This is a genomic window from Vibrio sp. OPT24 (assembly GCF_015163545.1).
GTDB classification, from domain to species: domain Bacteria; phylum Pseudomonadota; class Gammaproteobacteria; order Enterobacterales; family Vibrionaceae; genus Vibrio; species Vibrio cyclitrophicus.
Map to the genome: position 1 here is coordinate 474,373 of NZ_JADDYI010000053.1, position 15,777 is coordinate 490,149.

Below are 15,777 nucleotides of genomic sequence, written 5' to 3' on the forward strand. Positions count from 1 at the left end.
GTCTATTCCCTTATTGATTGGCTGTATGTTTAGTTGCGCTTGAGTTGAGTTGTGGTTGGTTTACTTGGTATTCAAAACCACTGATTAACGCCGCCAGTTTGCTGTTAACGATATTGAGATCGGTGATCAAACGTTGTTGCTCTAACTTAAGCGCCAGCTCATCGGTCGTTGTTAAAATGACATCGTTAAACTGAGCGGTATTGTTTTGATAACCCCTTTCAACCGCGCTGATTCGGGCTGCGGTTTGAGGAAGCAAGGACGTTTGATAGCGATCTAATCGCTGGATAAGATTTGATCTGTCCACCAGCAATGCGTTCACTTGCGCGTTCATTTGGGAAAGTAAGGTGTCTTTTTGAGATTTAGCCGCACCAACTTGATACTGAGCAGCCGATAAGTTTTTATCTTGTCGATTCCCCGTAAACAGCGGAATGTCGACTGTCAGATAAGCACTCACCAAATCAGAAGCAGGTTCACCCGCCATGTTATTGGCTTGGCGGTACGCATACATCACTTCTACCCCAAACTGCGGGGTATAAGCTTGCTCGGCTAACTCAACCTGAGTTTGATTGGAGGAAATACTGACATCGGAGATCTTAACCAAAGGATGGTTAGTCAGTAGCTGGTAGTGCTTGGTTGAATCGGTATTGGTCGCTAATTTGCTTTCTAACAATGACCAATCGATTTGGTTAGTTGCATTCAATGTGCCCTGAGAATCAAGAACCTGAGAGCCTAGCCAATCAGAACCCAACCATTCAGAAAGCTGAGAGATTAAACGTCGTTGAACCTGTTGGTTTGCCTGAAGTTTCTCATCAAGCTTGCTCACTTGAAGCTGAGCATTAAGCAGATCTTGTGCTTCACTTTTACCAATCGAGTAATTGGTTTGTACATAATTTTCAAGCTCAAGCAACAAACGACGATTTTCACGCATAACACCTTCTGCGACTTTCTGGTAACCCAATTCAAGCCAAAGCTGCGTCATGCTATTCGCAACCGTCAATTCTCTTGCTTGCACCTGCAAAGCTAAAGCATCAGCCTGTTGGCCTGCCTTTTTCTGTTGGAGGTTAAGCGTATCGCCACGCTCAAACTGCTGCATCAACCCTACCGATATATTAGTCATCGGGTCTTCGTCGAATTGAAAGCTATCGACAGGCAAACCGCCAAATCCAACTTTTAATTTCGGGTCCATTAAGGTCGCGTTGGCAATGCCCGTTTCTCGCATCGCTTGAGACTGAGCAAAGTACTGTTTGCGATTTCCATCTTCGCTTAAAGCAATCTCAATCAGTGTATTGAGTTGCTGCGTCGAACTTGCTTGGTCATGTGCTGAAATATCTTGAGCATTTGAAGCTGACGCAGTGGTAGCCGCGAGCGTAGCACTTGAAAACAAGGCCATAGGCAAGGCAGCAGCAACCACTAAGCTCGTGTTCATGACAAACACAGAGGTTGTTGGTTTCATATTCACAATGAATGTCCATATCTAGCGCTAATTAGCGCATAAAAAAGAATGACTTATCAGATTTAGCTAACTGATAGAGCTGTATTTTTAGATATAGATTTATGCAGTGGGCGGGCGTAACAAAGATTGAGCACGTGCGACTTTCTGGCCAATCGTGACCGATTGAAAACGAGCTAATGAAAAGGAAAGTTGATCAACGGCTTGAACAGCCTGAATTGGATAGGGACTTGCAGAACACATTGAGGCACAGCAATCGGCACTCGAACAATGGTTACCCATCATCGAACTGCCGTCTCCGCTCATTGAAGACATATCGTATTGAGCCATCAAAGCATGGGCACTCATGTTAGAGTCTTCAGCGTGTACTTTTTCACTCATCACATGACACCCTGCCATTGAATCATTAACCGAAGTACCGCTGTGGTAACAAGCCGATTTGCTCGACCCCATTTCCATCATCATTACTTCAGTCATCAAGGCTGAGGAGCTTGAGGCATAGCTAGACATCAACATCGCAATGATGCTGAAAACAATAATCCAAGTTTTTCGGAATGTGTTTGTCATAGCTTACCTTTAGGTTTTCAAGGTAACTATAAAGGTTACCCTTAGGGTAAGGTCAATGATGAAGTACACAGATGTGATGAAATTGATGGTAGTTGCTGAATAGATGGACAAAAAGAACACTCAACAAGCAACTGAGTGTTCCTAATACTAAGTTCAATTAATCGTTTACCGGGGTTTGCGCATCATACTCAACTAGCGAATTTTTGAGTGCCTGTAGATCAGAACCACTTAAGTGCTTCCTCAATAATTCAAACTTATCTTCAGGCCAGTCGTATATTTTCATCGAAATCAGTTCTTCAATAACAGACTCGTCGAAACGGTATTTAACCACTTTCGCAGGAGAGCCACCGACAATGCAGTAGGGAGCGACGTCTTTTGTCACAACACTATTTGCAGCAACCACAGCGCCTTCACCAATCGTTACTCCTGGCATTATCATGGCTCGCATGCCTAGCCAAACACCATCTTCAATATGAGTGTCACCCTTGCCGATATACGCGTCTTCAATCACGTCCATAAACGGATACAGTGAAAACCAATCCACTCTGTGAGTATGATTTCCGCCCATGAGAATGACAACTTCTGCGCCAATGCAAACATAGTCACCAATATAGAGTTCGTCGATTTCCCATCGAGGCTCCCACTGGCGGCTGACTTCGTCACCATGTAAATAGCGTACTACCGATTGTTCGAAGCCATTATCCCAACAATCACTGTAATAACTGTGTTGACCTTTTACGTGAATATTGGGGTTGGTTACGATTTCATGCAGCAACTCGAATTTGGACCAATGCTTGTTTTGCATTTTTACCTCTGATTAATCTTTATTAGTTAAATATCAATATACTCGACCATACAGATTCAACGTGCACAGCTTCGCTGACGTAGTAGCAATGGGTGCCCTGATACATCAATAGTGTAGTCACAGTTGAAATGATCGTAATGCCGCTAAAACTAAAAAGGTGTCAGTGGATTCGAGGTTGCTTTAAGAGAGGAAGTAATTTCAAAGTTTGCTCAGTTGGTTATCGATAACTTGGTTAGATAATTTACAGGTGTATTGTATCCGTTAATGCACACTCATTTGACACAAGAATGTGATTAATAAGGTTTCAAATATCGTTTTTAGAATACAAGTTTGAGCCTGTAATTAACACAAACTCAAACTTAGACTCGCTTATTAATTTAGGCTTACGCTTGGGTCTAGGATCAGCGATTACATGCGAGCGAGCTGTACTTTTCTGTCTTTATTCACCACGCAAAAGTTGCCGCGCTTAGTACGACACTTAGAGCATCGCTCACATTCAACAGGACTTCTATCCCCTTCCTTCCAACGCTTAACTAAATGAGGCTCTGATAGCAGAGGTCTTGAAAGCGCGAAGTATTCAATACCCGTGTTATTAGCGATGGCTTCAATCGCATCGAAATCTGTCAATCCACCCACAGTGATCACCGGAATATTAACGTCTTGGCTGATAGCATGACCATATTCGTGAAAATAACCTTCAGCTTGAATAGTGAATCCATCGTGATATTCGCCAATCATGGTGTCGGCTTTACCATGGATGTTGCCTGACACCACGATGCCATCAACACCAATTTCTTCAAGCTTCTTACACACCGATCGAGTTTCATCAAACGTCACTCCGCCCTCGAAAAACTCAGAAGCTGTAAGCTTAACTAAGATAGGAAAGTCATCACCTACCAACTTACGAGTCGATGTGTAGATCTCAAGCAAGAATCTCATACGATTTTCTAAGCTACCGCCGTATTCATCTTCACGTTGGTTGTAATAAGGGCTTAAGAACTGGTTAATCAGGTAGGTGTGTGCAGCATGAATCTCAACGCCATCAAAGCCTGATTTTTGTGCTCTCAAAGACGCTTGAGCAAAGGCATCAACAATGTAGTCGATCTCGTCTTTGGTCATCGCTTTGCCTAGTGTTTGAGTTCCTTTTTCCGGAACCTCGCTTGGTGCGTAGATCACTCGTTCGCCAAGATCATGCGTGGTTTTGGTGCCACCATAAGCCAATTGCATTACTATGTTAGAGTCGTTGTCGTGCACCAGTTGAGTCAGTTTCTGATACTCTGCAATGAATGAGTCGTTATACATCCCCATCATGCCCGCATTAGGCTTTTCTTCTTCAACGATGTTCGCGTAACCCGTCACGATCAGGCCGACTTCACCTTGAGCCAACTCTTCGTAGATAGCGTACAGTTTATCTGTCATATGCCCATCCTCGGTGGCCATATTTTCCCACGTTGCACTTCTCATGAAGCGATTCTTTAGTGTCATCTTGCCAATGTGGGTTTCTGTAAACAAAGTGCTCAAGTGTCTTCCTCTCAAAATCGTATTACGCAAGTTACCCATTAAGCATGGGCACTGATTCAAGCGGATAGTACAGAGAATATGGCAGGTAAAACTTAATCTAGATTAAGAGAGCGGCACTCTTATATGAGAGAGGTATAGAAAGCATCAAAAAGAGATAAAAAAGATTGGAGAAATGGTAATAAAAGAAAGTCGCTCAACTTTAATAAGCGACTTTGTTCAATTTAATCTGGACTAAGTCAATGGTTCTTACGAGAGGTGTCCACCTGCGAATTGCTACCTGCTAACAGCTATTTAAACTCATAGGTGTAAGACGCACCAACACTGTTATTCTCACCGAAGTCATCCTCAGCAAAAATAGTGAAGAAATTGAACGACTGGGCGTCACTCAATTTGTAGCTAGCACCGACCCCTGCCCAATAGCCTGAATAATCATCAGAACCCATAGAGCCACCACCAAAGCCCATGATAGACCACTCTTCAGTTATCGTTTTCAGACCAAATGCACCAATATAACCGCCATGAGTCGAACTCGGCATCAATACATAATCAGAACCCACATTCTCATCATCGAATACCGCCACTTCACCATCGTTATAGCTGTAGCCAGCCATCGGGAAGATTTGCCAACCAAAGGGTTCGATATCGAAATAACTCAATGGAACAAATGTTCCGATACTGTAGTTATTCTTGTAAGCATCGTTGTCGTATTCAGAGCGACTAAAGTTGAAATTGACGATCCCCAAAGGCAATAGCCATGAGCCGCCCACTCGCCATTCTTCGCCGTCTGCATTAACGCGCGCGTTGATCATTCGCGCTTCATCAAGCCCGATAGAACCCGAAAACTTAAGCTCTTCGTTATATGCAACGCCGGCTTTAGTTACGATCTTGGTTGGATCATCCGGATGCTTCTCTTCAGAAAAAGCACCCATCGAGCACAGTGTCATTGCTGCAACAATTAATAGATTATATTTTGTCATTAGAAGGTCGCACTAACGCCAACAAAGTGGATGCGACCGTCGAATGAGCCGTTTAGCAAAGTATTACCTTTTGGTCCACTTCGATTCATATCAACTGAACCTAAATCCGCATACTCGTAGAACATATCAATCAAGATATCATCCCAATACGTTGAAGCACCTACCGAATAGCGATACTGTTCGCCTACAGGAAGGTCAACATACTGCATTGTTGGGTCGTCTTGCGGAGAGGTTTCGTAAGAGAAGCCGGCTTTTAGACGCCAGTCTGAGTTAAGCTGATAATCAGCACCAACCGCAAACTTCCACACGTCGTCCCAATCGCGTTCAAGTGGAACACCACTAATTGGGCTTCCAGCAACACCAAAATCAAGAACTGTTGTATCCCACTCACTCCAACGATGTAATTGCACACTAGCCAATAAGTCGAGCTTTGGGTTAAGTGCGTAACTAGCGCTGATATCAACGATCTCTGGTAAAGCAAGATCCATAGCTAGAGAGTTAGAAAAATCTTCTACCCCTCTTAACTCATTATTAAACTCGTGCTCAAGCTTTGACCGATAGCTAGCACCCAACTTAAGTTTATCCGACGGCGTAAACATTACACCTAGGTTATAACCATAAGCCCAGTCAGTGTCTTGCTTTGCTGTAAAAACAGAGGATGACTGTTGTAACGCAGCCCAACTTAACTGGATACCGGCACCAACCGACCACTGGTCATTCAGTTGGTAGCTTAGTGATGGGTTTACTTGCATCGCAGTGAGGGTGATATCTTCTAAGAGTTCAGCTCCCGCCCACTCACTGCCGTAATCAAGGCTAGAGCCCCCTACTGCACCCAGCGCGATACCAAGGTGTAATTTGTCAGTCACTTGGTGAGCGTGAAAGGCACCAAATGACGGCATTACGGAATGAGCTTTACCATCTGGATTACCATCGTTGTCTTGATATTGCATCTCAAGATCAAACGCCATGGTGTTGATGGTCGTTTTGCTTTCGCCCATATGAGACATGGTGGCAGGGTTCGTCCACATTGCAGCAGCAGAGCGAGTATAAACACCGTCCCCAGCGCCGGTAGTACCAGCATTGGCGACGACAGCTTCTTGTAAAAACAGACCACTTGCGAAAGCATTTAAACTTGTAAAAATTGCGGTGGCAGCTAGCGAGTAAGTAAAAGTTTTGTTCATCAGATTGCTCATTTAGCCTTAGACATTAAATTGCTCTAAGGCTACCGCAAAGTCCCATAAACAAAGGTAATAACGATTATTCCTGTACAAGCCCTACTTAAAGGTTCTGGGAAGATATTTTCGTGGTTTATCGTTATGAGTTTCACGCTGGATGGCAATCGCTCTGTTCTTCCTTGCTCCAACTTTGATTTGATACCAAGTCTCTAAAAACAGCGCAATACCAGGGCTAGACCACCACGTTTTATTGTAGAGCTTCTTATTGGCGGCAAGGACATCTGGCGATCGATTAGCACACTCAAGTGCTAACGCATAAGCTTCAGCGTAAGGATCTTCGGCAATCTTGGTCACCAATCCATATTCTTTCGCAGTTTCACAGTCGATCACCTTCGCGGTCATCGCCATTTCTAAGGTGTGATCTTTACGCATTAACTCTCGAAATGCGATGGCGCCTCCCATGTCAGGAATCAAACCCCATTTGGCTTCCAGTATCGAGAAAGTCGCGTCTGGACTGGCCATCCTAAAATCACCACCACTGGCTAATTGAAGGCCGCCTCCCCAACAACGACCATGAATCGCAAAAATGACAGGACATGGGATCTCTCGCCAACCAAGCGAAAAGTGCTGCGCAGCATTAGGTAATGTCGGTAACCATTTGAACAAAAGCTTCATCGCCCCTACTTTACTGTTCAATAACGATTTAACATCTAAACCAGAACAAAAATCGGAACCACTGCCTTTAACAATAACAGCTCGAATATCTCTGTTCTTCTTGAGCTCACTTATCATGTCATTAACGGCTTCAAACATCGCCATATCAATAGCATTGAGCTTATCGGGTCGATTCAACACAACCGTCGCAATTTGGTTTTCATCGATAGAACAAGTAATACGATCGAGGTTTGGCATGGTGGCTACCTTATAAGTGGTCAGACCTTTAGGTTATACATTTTATTAACATATGCCAAACTTGCACATTAAGAAGCGAGACCTGTGTTGCTTAACACCGCCCCTTTACACAAACGACATAAATAAAAAAGCAGTGATGGATCGCTCCATTCACTGCTTTTTATTCGTAGCTTTGAATACCAGTAGCTTTGATAATCAAGGACTCTCAATTTTGGGAGAACCTATGTTCTTCGAGATTTCAGTAACAAGAAGATGAAATAACTGCCGCCAATAATAGAAACTAAGGTTCCTGCCGCAAGCTGCGCGGGGAACACCACCACTTGACCTAGCCAATCGGCAAATAGCATCATTGCTGCGCCAATCAAAAACGCCAAGATAATCTGCTCTCGAACCAAACGAGCCCCTACCATTGCAGCGATATGCGGAGCTAACAAGCCGACAAACGCGACAGGCCCCATGGTGGTTGTCACGACCGAACATAAGATCGCAACAATACACAACAAGACGACGTAGGCGATGTTGATATTCAACCCTCTGGCACTCGCGAACTGACGTCCAGTCGCAATTAAGGTCACCCAACGACTCAACAGTAGAGCAACACCTATGCAAGCCGTAATCACGACAGCCATTATAGTGGCAGACTCAGGTTCAACACGATAGGTAGACCCTGCTAACCAAGCTAATAAGGTGTATTTCCCCTCACCTACTCGCGTTAGAGAAAATTGCACTAAAGCTTCCAGCACCGCGGTCAAAGAAATGCCTGTAAGAATTAAAATGGATGGAGCAAACTGATGCTTCTTACCGAGGAGTAGCAATAAACAGAGTGCAATCGCACTGCCTAAAAACGCAACCCACGGGCTTAGTGAGTGAATCGAGTATCCCATAAACAGACTACTGAAAATCAGCGCTAACACCGCACCTGCCGATACGCCAAGAATGTCTGGGCTTGCAAGTGGGTTATAAACCAACCTTTGTAAAATCACACCAGCCACTGCCAAACCGCCACCAGCGAATATCGCCGTTAACATTCTCGGCCAACGAATCGACCATTCAAATACATCGGGGATAACGAAGTAGCCCATATCTGAAGAAGGCTGAGACAATGTACTCAACGCCAGCAACCCGAGGATCATCGAGCCCAACAAGAAGTAAGCCAAAGATGAAATAGACTTCGGCCCTTTAGGCATCGAGAAAAATAGCTGATCTTGAGCAGACATTTGCTTGCGAGCAATAATGATCAACGCTGGAGCACCAATCACCGCGGTTGCCGTCCCTGTTGGAATCATATCTAAAGACCATTGCGCCAAGAATATCGCCAAGCTGTCGGTGACACAGAGTAATAGCGCACCTAATACACAGCTGGCGACGAGTTCAGATTTGGCCTTTAGAAAACCTAAATGCCTAGCAATGTTTGGAGCTATCAAGCCGATAAAGCTGATCACGCCTACCGAGGTAATCGATACTGAAGCCAACCAAACGCCAACCGCCATCAATACAAAGAATGTTGCGCCAATATTGAGCCCGCGCGCTGCTGCCCCTTCAGTCCCGATCGAAAGCAAAGTCAGGATTCTTGGCGCCAACAAGAAGATGGCGAAGATCGGCAGCAACTTAGGCATCAGCCAAATTATTTGTTCCCAACCGTTCTGTCCTAGATCGCCCGCCCCCCATACAAACAGATTTTGAGCGTACTGGTCGTTAAGCAGAATAATCGCCGTTGCAAATGCCCCTAGCAATAAGTTGATCGCCATGCCCGCCAATACAATTGGCAAGCCGCTCATATTTTTGATTCCGACAATCGAAACAATCAGCCCCATAGCAAGCAATGCCCCGACTAGCGCAAACCAAACCGAATATTGAGCAACTAACATTGGCGCCACCACATTCAGAATAACCAAACCAAGCCATGCACCTGATGATGTACCTAAAGTTAACGGCGACATCATGCGATTCTGAGTCAGCTGCTGGAACAAACTACCTATGGTGCCAAGTGTTCCACCAACCAAGATCGCCATCACCAAGCGAGGTAAATTGACATAGGTTAACGCCATCAGCTCGAATGAATCATCGACCATTACGTTGAATGTTGCGATATCACTGATCTGTGAGGCTTGCTGAAGCAACTCACCAATAGGGCCAAATTCCGACTGCCCTAACCACAAATGAATAAGGGCAGCACAAAGCAGCGCAGCCCCCATCATAAAACCACTGGATTTCATTACTGCTCCGCTAGCGTCAACAACGAGTGCGCCATGGCTTCTGTGTTATACAAAATCGACATTGCACCGCCGTAACTCCAACTTGCGGCTACTGGACTAAATTGACCATTACGAACAAAGGGCATGCTCTTCCAAACCGGAGAACGGTCTAGCTTGTCTTGATATGGGAAAGGTTCAAAGTAAAGCGCAATCCCCTTCTTCACGTTCTTAAGCTCGGTCATACGCTTTTGACTGATACCCCACTGACTTGCAGGAAGATCCATCGCATTGTCAAAGCCAAGCTGCTCAAGTGCATATTGTGGAATAGAGTTATCACCGTAAATGTATACAGAAGTCGTGCTCGCAAAACGGAAAGAAGTGACTTTCGGTTTATCGCCCGGATACGCTTTGTCTAACTCAGCTTTTAAAACCGCGATACGCTCATCCATTACGGCCAGCTTTTGGTTCGCTTGTTCTTCTTTACCAAGCAACTGTCCGATCTTCTTGAAGTTCTCGATAGCCGCCGCTGCATTGCTGTGCTGGTCACTGTATGTTTGGTAGTAAAGCACGGGCGCAATTTCAGAAAGTCGTTGCTGAAGATCTTTCTGAGGCGAAGCGATAAGAATCACATCAGGGTTTAGCTTCTTCAAAGCAGAAAAATTGGGCTCAGTTCGAGTACCAATGTCCGCTACGCCTTCTGGAATCGCAGGTTGAACAACCCAATCGGTATAACCTGCAATATCAGGTACTGCTACTGGTATTACACCGAGCTCAATCACTTGTTCAGCTATGTCCCAGTTCAGCGCCGCAACTCTAACAGGCTGAGCTTCAAGGGTTTTAACACCCTCACTGTCTTCAACTTGAAAGTTGGCCATCGCTTGAGCTGATAACAACAAGCTCAATGAGACAATGAACAAACTCACTTTAGGGACACGAGAAGTAAAATAGTTGGCTTTCATATAATCACTGTCACTTTTTAATTGTTTATTTAACGACAAAAGCAGCCCACACAGGCTGCTTAGATTTATGTATTCAAATAAATTAGAACTCGTAGTTCACGCTGAGTTCTACAGACTGCTCAGCACCGAACCAGCAGTTCGATTGATCGTAACAGGCATAGTATTCTTCATTGAAGATATTATTTACGGCTAAGTTAGCAGTAGCGCCTGATAAAGTATCACTCGCTGCACCTAAGTCATAACCTACAGACAGGTCAACCACTGTGTACGCAGGTACTTTACCTTGAGTATTACTCGCATCCATTTGCATTTCGCCAACATAACGAGCACCAGCACTGAATCGGGAGCCCGCTAGCATGCCGTTAAATACGTTGTAGTTAGCCCACAAGTTCGCAGTATGTTCAGGTACATAGATTGGCGTAGTGCCCTCTAGGCCATTACTCGTGTCTTCTGTTATTTCCATATCGACGTAAGTGTAAGCTGCCGCAATATCAAAGTTCTCAGTAGCAAACCAACGGCCTGATAGTTCAGCACCTTGCGATACCACTTCACCCACTTGAATTCTTGGTCCATAGACGTTTGTCGGATCTGTCATCAACATATCTTGCTTAACAATATGGAATAAAGAAACCGTCGCTTCTTTCGACATATCATCAGACAGGTATTTCACACCAATCTCAGCTTGCTGCGCCATTTCAGGATCAAATTCGTTGCCACTCTTATCAACACCCGGAGCTGGCTCGAAACTGGTCGCGTAACTCGCAAATGGAGATAGACCATTATTAAGTTCGTATAAACCACCTACACGATAAGTAAATTGCTTGTGATCAGATTCATGTGCATAGTAATCGCTTTCTGACTTGTAGTGATCAAAACGAGCACCTGCAATTAGGACAAGAGCATCTAAACGAACTTGGTCTTGAAGGTATAAGCCAAGTTGGCTTGATGTGGTGTCATCAAGATACTCACCCGTTTTTGTTACATCGCTACGATCGAGGAGATCATTGTTAGGGTTCAACGGGTCGAAGCTATTGAAACCACTTCCGTTAGCGCTATAAGACGAGTAATTTACGTCTCCATCCATATTTTGATAATCGATACCAACTAACACATTGTGTTCTATTGAACCAGCTTTGATAAGACCACTCAGTTGGTTATCAATGACAAAGCCTTTAAAGCTTTCATCTGTAGAATACAAGTATCGACTAAGTTGATTCGGCGTATTTGAATCGTAGCTCACATGGTAAGTGTTCTCTTGGTAAAGAGATGCATCGGTATAACGAGCATTCTGTAAGAATGTCCAATTATTATTGAAGTCGTGGTTAATCTTATAACCAACCATCAACACTTCACGTTCAAATTTACTCCAGCTCTTATCACCCATAGAAACAGATGGGTCGCTTGCTTTCAGAACATCTAATGGCATTGAAGAGTTGATGCCCATTGAAGGATCGTTTTGGTAATAAAGGTTGAAGTTGATTAATGTGCTGTCTGTTGCTTGCCAGTCTACAGAAGGGGCAATTAAATAACGTTCTTCTTCAGCGTTATCAACTTGGCTATCTTGTTTGCGAGCAAGTGCGATCAAACGGTAAGAGAAATCACTGTCACCAAACTGGCCAGTGGTATCAATCGAAGCTTCTTGTAGGTTTCGCGAACCTGTCGCGACACCAACCTTCGTTGATTTTTCAGTTTGCGGAGCCTTAGCGATCATGTTCACCATGCCGCCCGGTGGCATCGCTCCATAAAGTACAGAAGTCGGTCCTTTAAAAATCTCAACTTGTTGCATTGCGATAGGATCAATCTGCGGCTGTAAATTCCAGCCATTCAATTGTTGAAGTGATAAACCATCGTAATAGTTAACGTTATTGGTTTTAAAACCGCGTATAGAGTAAGAATCGAACATGGCTACAGAGCCACCTCGGTTTTCAGTTACAACACCCGGTGCATAACGAAGGGCTTGGTTCAAAGATTGAACACCTCGTTGCTCTAACTGTGCTTCATCAATAACCGTAATACCTTGAGGCGTTTCTTCTGGTTCAAGTGCCGATTTGGTTGCGGTATTACGATACGCTTTGCCCATAATAGTGACAGTTTCTATATTCGAATCTGCTGCTGTAATAGTATCTTCCGCCAACGCTTGCGTTGAAAACGCCGTCAGCAACGCAACTGCCAATGATGAATACTTAAAACGAGTGTGAGTGGTCATAATTCCCTCGGTACCAATGCTTAATATAAATAATAATAAATCTCATTTGCATTGTATGTATCTATGAATGGGATAATTAACAATTTGGTGCAAATTCCAAAAGAACTTGACTTATTTTGACTAAAAAGCAGCCAATTGATGATTAAAACGGCAATTAGCTGTAATGAGAGGGAGGGCTTTATAGAAAGAAATTTGAATAGATATGACTACGATTTTATAATAGGAACCCAATATTCCATTTCGGCATCAGCGGCGTGCGCTTGATAGCTAAATGGGTATACTTCGAGTTCGTAACCATCCACACCGCGATAACCAGAGTTCGGCAGCCAATTAAGAACAAACCAACTTAAGGTATGTCGCAGGTTTTCTATAGGACCACAATGTTTGACCACGGCGTAGGTTTGCTTAGGGATAGTTAACACCTCTAATTTATCAGAGATAATGCTCGGTAATTGAGGGATTGATATTCCATCGTGTAACTCAACGCCAGCCCAATAATGAATATTCGTGCCATCAAAGCAAGACTGAGTTAGGTCGACGACACCAACAAGCTGAAGCACATTATCGTTTGGAATCGTAACTTCATGCTCTAAACGAGACCAAAGTTGTGGAACTTTTTGTGCGAAGTCTTGTGTCAGTGAAAATAAACCGCTGATTTCTGATGTCATACCCTTAACAAGAAATGACTCTCTCTCATCAATACGAACTTTCACAAAACTGAGAGCACCATGATCAGCAGCGCTTTTAGTTTCAGAAACCTGAATCGGCTTTCTAAGCCCAACTCTTTTGCCTGCTTTTCTATATTGGCTCGGGCTAACCCCAAACATCTGCTTAAACGAACGACTAAAACTAATTTCTGAGTTGAATCCAAGACCAAGTGCAACATCTATCACACGTTCTTTTCCATCAAGTAGCTCTTCCGCAGCTTGGCTCAGCTTAAGCTCCCTTACATAATTGGCTACGGTGAGCCCAGTTTCGGCTTGAAACACCCTTTGTAACTGCCAACGAGACCAACAACTTTGCTTAGCAATATCTTCTAGAGATAACGCAGAACTAAGGTTCGTATGGATATATGCCAGAACGCGACTGATGCGATCAAATGCTGGTGTGTTCATATTCAAGCTTTCATCTTCTCTTTAGTTGGCAGTGGCAAACAGGGTTCACCCGTACTTTTATCATTTAACAAGGTCTTTATCACTTAAAACAAGCAGTCCATGTACTGTTTATAAGTATCAAAAACGACCAACGTTCGAAGTAGATGCTCCAATTTGTGTGGTTCTCCTCGATTATGTTCGCTATGATAACGCAACTGATTCTCATTTAATGGTTTAAAATGCTTTCCCAACTACACAATATTGTCACTCGTAGGAGAGCCCCTTCTCTGCACCAAAAAATCTTCGCTTATTCAAAACAGGTAACCCCTTACCTAAGCGGTAGTTATGGTTCTCTGAGCAGTAAAAGCATCGCAATAACGAATGTCCAGAGTCATATAGAGATCAAACGCGTTTATGATGGCATTGCACAGAGTCACCCTGAAGCAGGCAAAGCCTATTGGTTAACTCGAACTTGGGATCTCGTTTGTTGGCAACCGATTTATGTGACTTTCATTTCTATTTATGGGCTTCGTTCGTTGCCTGATATTAAGAATATTGGCCAGTTTAGGTACAAAGAATTTGTCACAGGTTATCGCTTCTTTAACGGTGATCATCAACACGGTACACCGGAAGAATTGATCCCACATGCCGGCAAAGCCATTCTTGATCTTACTGAGTTTTATCGTAGCCAAATAAGTGAATGGACTCGTATTCGACCAGGGTTTACCAATCACTTACTGGCTGATTTGTTGTTAGCCAGTTTGATAAAACTACAACAACATGAACCGAGCCTGACTAACGACTACATCACATCGCAAGCTAAGCTTTGGTTAGACGCATGCCAATTACCTGACAGCCACTTAGACAGCCTTAAGATTGATTCAGGTTCAGGTATGCTTAAACTGATCAGAATCAGTTGCTGCCTCGTCTATAAGTGTGACTCGGGGAAATATTGTGACGACTGTCCTAGGCACCCTGACAACAGAAAAACCGCTTAGCAATACCCATTATTCTAAAAGACCAATATAGAGAGCCGCTTTCATTAGGCACTGTCATTGGTCTTGATACAGGACCGATATGTTTCAGCTTTCAAATATCAACATCGTTCGAGACAACCGAACTATCCTATCTGTTGAAGACCTTATTATTCCGACCGATGAACTCACCGTCGTTCTGGGTCACAACGGTTCAGGGAAATCAACGCTAGTTAATTTGCTATCCGGACAAATAGCTCCAGATTACGGCACAGTTCAATTAGAAGGCGCTTCCCTGTCCTCGTTAAAAAGCAAAGACTTAGCCAAGAAAATTGCCTATCTGCCTCAAAAATTGCCCGCTTCTGCAGGTTTAACGGTGGAAGAGTTGGTTCGTTTAGGTCGCTTCCCATGGAGAGGAGCATTAGGCCGTTGGAACTCTGAAGATAAATCTATTATCCAACGAGCAATGGAAAGAACTGGCGTTGCTGAATTCTCACAGTCACTTGCGGATGATTTATCTGGCGGCGAACGTCAACGAGCGTGGGTCTCGATGTTACTGGCTCAGCAATCGCCTGTACTCATCCTTGATGAACCAACTTCTGCATTGGATGTTCACCATCAGTTTCAGTTAATGGGTTTGCTTTCTGAACTCAACAAAAAGGAAAACGTTGGGGTGATCGTCATTTTGCATGATTTGAACCTTGCACTGCGTTACGCTACACATATTGTCGCTCTAAAAAAAGGACAGATAGCATTTGAAGGCAGCGCCGATAAGTTGCTCGATGAACAAGCATTGTCTGCACTGTATGAATCACCTATCCGATTGATCGATCATCCAGTTCCAGCTAAGACAGCCGCGAGTGAAAAAGTGGCGGTAGTCTGCGAATAGTTCACGCTTTCAAGCGCTTTAAACCAACTACTAGCCCCATCCCCCCCCCCCAC

At 44.0% G+C, this 15,777-nt stretch carries 13 protein-coding genes; 2 read left to right on the forward strand and 11 right to left on the reverse strand.

Annotated features, from left to right (window positions below):
- Positions 1-10: 10 nt before the first annotated feature.
- The 11 genes from IQO02_RS15845 to IQO02_RS15895 all read right to left on the reverse strand — a co-directional run bounded on the left by IQO02_RS15845 (position 11) and on the right by IQO02_RS15895 (position 13,882).
- A complete protein-coding gene (locus tag IQO02_RS15845; protein WP_016790290.1) occupies positions 11-1,453 on the reverse strand; it encodes a TolC family protein in 1,443 nt (480 codons plus the stop codon).
- A gap of 99 nt (positions 1,454-1,552) precedes the next feature.
- Positions 1,553-2,017 (reverse strand): hypothetical protein, encoded by a 465-nt coding sequence (locus IQO02_RS15850; RefSeq protein WP_016799591.1) that lies wholly within the window; start codon positions 2,015-2,017, stop codon positions 1,553-1,555.
- 157 nt (positions 2,018-2,174) lie between these two features.
- Positions 2,175-2,822 (reverse strand): CatB-related O-acetyltransferase, encoded by a 648-nt coding sequence (locus IQO02_RS15855; RefSeq protein ID WP_016785339.1) that lies wholly within the window; start codon positions 2,820-2,822, stop codon positions 2,175-2,177.
- A gap of 408 nt (positions 2,823-3,230) precedes the next feature.
- A complete protein-coding gene (locus IQO02_RS15860; protein ID WP_022571036.1) occupies positions 3,231-4,343 on the reverse strand; it encodes an NADH:flavin oxidoreductase in 1,113 nt (370 codons plus the stop codon).
- 287 nt (positions 4,344-4,630) lie between these two features.
- Complete coding sequence (locus tag IQO02_RS15865) at positions 4,631-5,320, reverse strand: hypothetical protein (protein ID WP_010430354.1); 690 nt, start codon at positions 5,318-5,320, stop codon at positions 4,631-4,633.
- Positions 5,320-6,501, reverse strand: a complete 1,182-nt coding sequence (locus IQO02_RS15870; RefSeq protein WP_016792685.1) for an OmpP1/FadL family transporter — start codon at positions 6,499-6,501, stop codon at positions 5,320-5,322. The genes IQO02_RS15865 and IQO02_RS15870 overlap by 1 nt, the downstream gene beginning before the upstream one ends.
- Positions 6,502-6,594: 93 nt before the next feature.
- A complete protein-coding gene (locus IQO02_RS15875; RefSeq protein WP_016792684.1) occupies positions 6,595-7,407 on the reverse strand; it encodes a crotonase/enoyl-CoA hydratase family protein in 813 nt (270 codons plus the stop codon).
- A gap of 221 nt (positions 7,408-7,628) precedes the next feature.
- Positions 7,629-9,623 carry a Fe(3+)-hydroxamate ABC transporter permease FhuB gene (gene fhuB, locus IQO02_RS15880; protein WP_016799593.1) on the reverse strand — a complete coding sequence of 665 codons (1,995 nt, stop codon included), beginning with the start codon at positions 9,621-9,623 and terminating at the stop codon, positions 7,629-7,631.
- On the reverse strand, positions 9,623-10,561 hold the full coding sequence (locus IQO02_RS15885; RefSeq protein WP_016799594.1) for an iron-siderophore ABC transporter substrate-binding protein: 939 nt from the start codon (positions 10,559-10,561) through the stop codon (positions 9,623-9,625). Before IQO02_RS15885 ends, fhuB begins: the two co-directional genes overlap by 1 nt.
- Before the next feature lie 82 nt (positions 10,562-10,643).
- Positions 10,644-12,767: a TonB-dependent siderophore receptor gene (locus IQO02_RS15890; protein ID WP_016793428.1), complete on the reverse strand. Its 2,124-nt coding sequence runs from the start codon at positions 12,765-12,767 to the stop codon at positions 10,644-10,646.
- A 206-nt stretch (positions 12,768-12,973) separates the two neighbouring features.
- Positions 12,974-13,882: an AraC family transcriptional regulator gene (locus tag IQO02_RS15895; protein ID WP_016785346.1), complete on the reverse strand. Its 909-nt coding sequence runs from the start codon at positions 13,880-13,882 to the stop codon at positions 12,974-12,976.
- 218 nt (positions 13,883-14,100) lie between these two features.
- On the opposite strand from IQO02_RS15895, the gene IQO02_RS15900 reads away from it, so the two are divergent.
- Together IQO02_RS15900 and IQO02_RS15905 are read left to right on the forward strand one after the other, a co-directional pair.
- Positions 14,101-14,859: a siderophore ferric iron reductase gene (locus IQO02_RS15900; RefSeq protein ID WP_010430396.1), complete on the forward strand. Its 759-nt coding sequence runs from the start codon at positions 14,101-14,103 to the stop codon at positions 14,857-14,859.
- Between the two features lie 79 nt (positions 14,860-14,938).
- Positions 14,939-15,724, forward strand: a complete 786-nt coding sequence (locus tag IQO02_RS15905) for an ABC transporter ATP-binding protein (RefSeq protein WP_065101404.1) — start codon at positions 14,939-14,941, stop codon at positions 15,722-15,724.
- The last annotated feature ends 53 nt before the right edge of the window (positions 15,725-15,777 follow it).

Coding starts and splice junctions, on each gene's coding strand:
- IQO02_RS15845 (WP_016790290.1), bottom strand. CDS start 1,453: ATGAAACCAACAACCTCTGTGTTTGTCATGAACACGAGCTTAGTGGTT.
- IQO02_RS15850 (WP_016799591.1), bottom strand. CDS start 2,017: ATGACAAACACATTCCGAAAAACTTGGATTATTGTTTTCAGCATCATT.
- IQO02_RS15855 (WP_016785339.1), bottom strand. CDS start 2,822: ATGCAAAACAAGCATTGGTCCAAATTCGAGTTGCTGCATGAAATCGTA.
- IQO02_RS15865 (WP_010430354.1), bottom strand. CDS start 5,320: ATGACAAAATATAATCTATTAATTGTTGCAGCAATGACACTGTGCTCG.
- IQO02_RS15870 (WP_016792685.1), bottom strand. CDS start 6,501: ATGAACAAAACTTTTACTTACTCGCTAGCTGCCACCGCAATTTTTACA.
- IQO02_RS15875 (WP_016792684.1), bottom strand. CDS start 7,407: ATGCCAAACCTCGATCGTATTACTTGTTCTATCGATGAAAACCAAATT.
- fhuB (WP_016799593.1), bottom strand. CDS start 9,623: ATGAAATCCAGTGGTTTTATGATGGGGGCTGCGCTGCTTTGTGCTGCC.
- IQO02_RS15885 (WP_016799594.1), bottom strand. CDS start 10,561: ATGAAAGCCAACTATTTTACTTCTCGTGTCCCTAAAGTGAGTTTGTTC.
- IQO02_RS15890 (WP_016793428.1), bottom strand. CDS start 12,767: ATGACCACTCACACTCGTTTTAAGTATTCATCATTGGCAGTTGCGTTG.
- IQO02_RS15895 (WP_016785346.1), bottom strand. CDS start 13,882: ATGAACACACCAGCATTTGATCGCATCAGTCGCGTTCTGGCATATATC.
- IQO02_RS15900 (WP_010430396.1), top strand. CDS start 14,101: ATGCTTTCCCAACTACACAATATTGTCACTCGTAGGAGAGCCCCTTCT.
- IQO02_RS15905 (WP_065101404.1), top strand. CDS start 14,939: ATGTTTCAGCTTTCAAATATCAACATCGTTCGAGACAACCGAACTATC.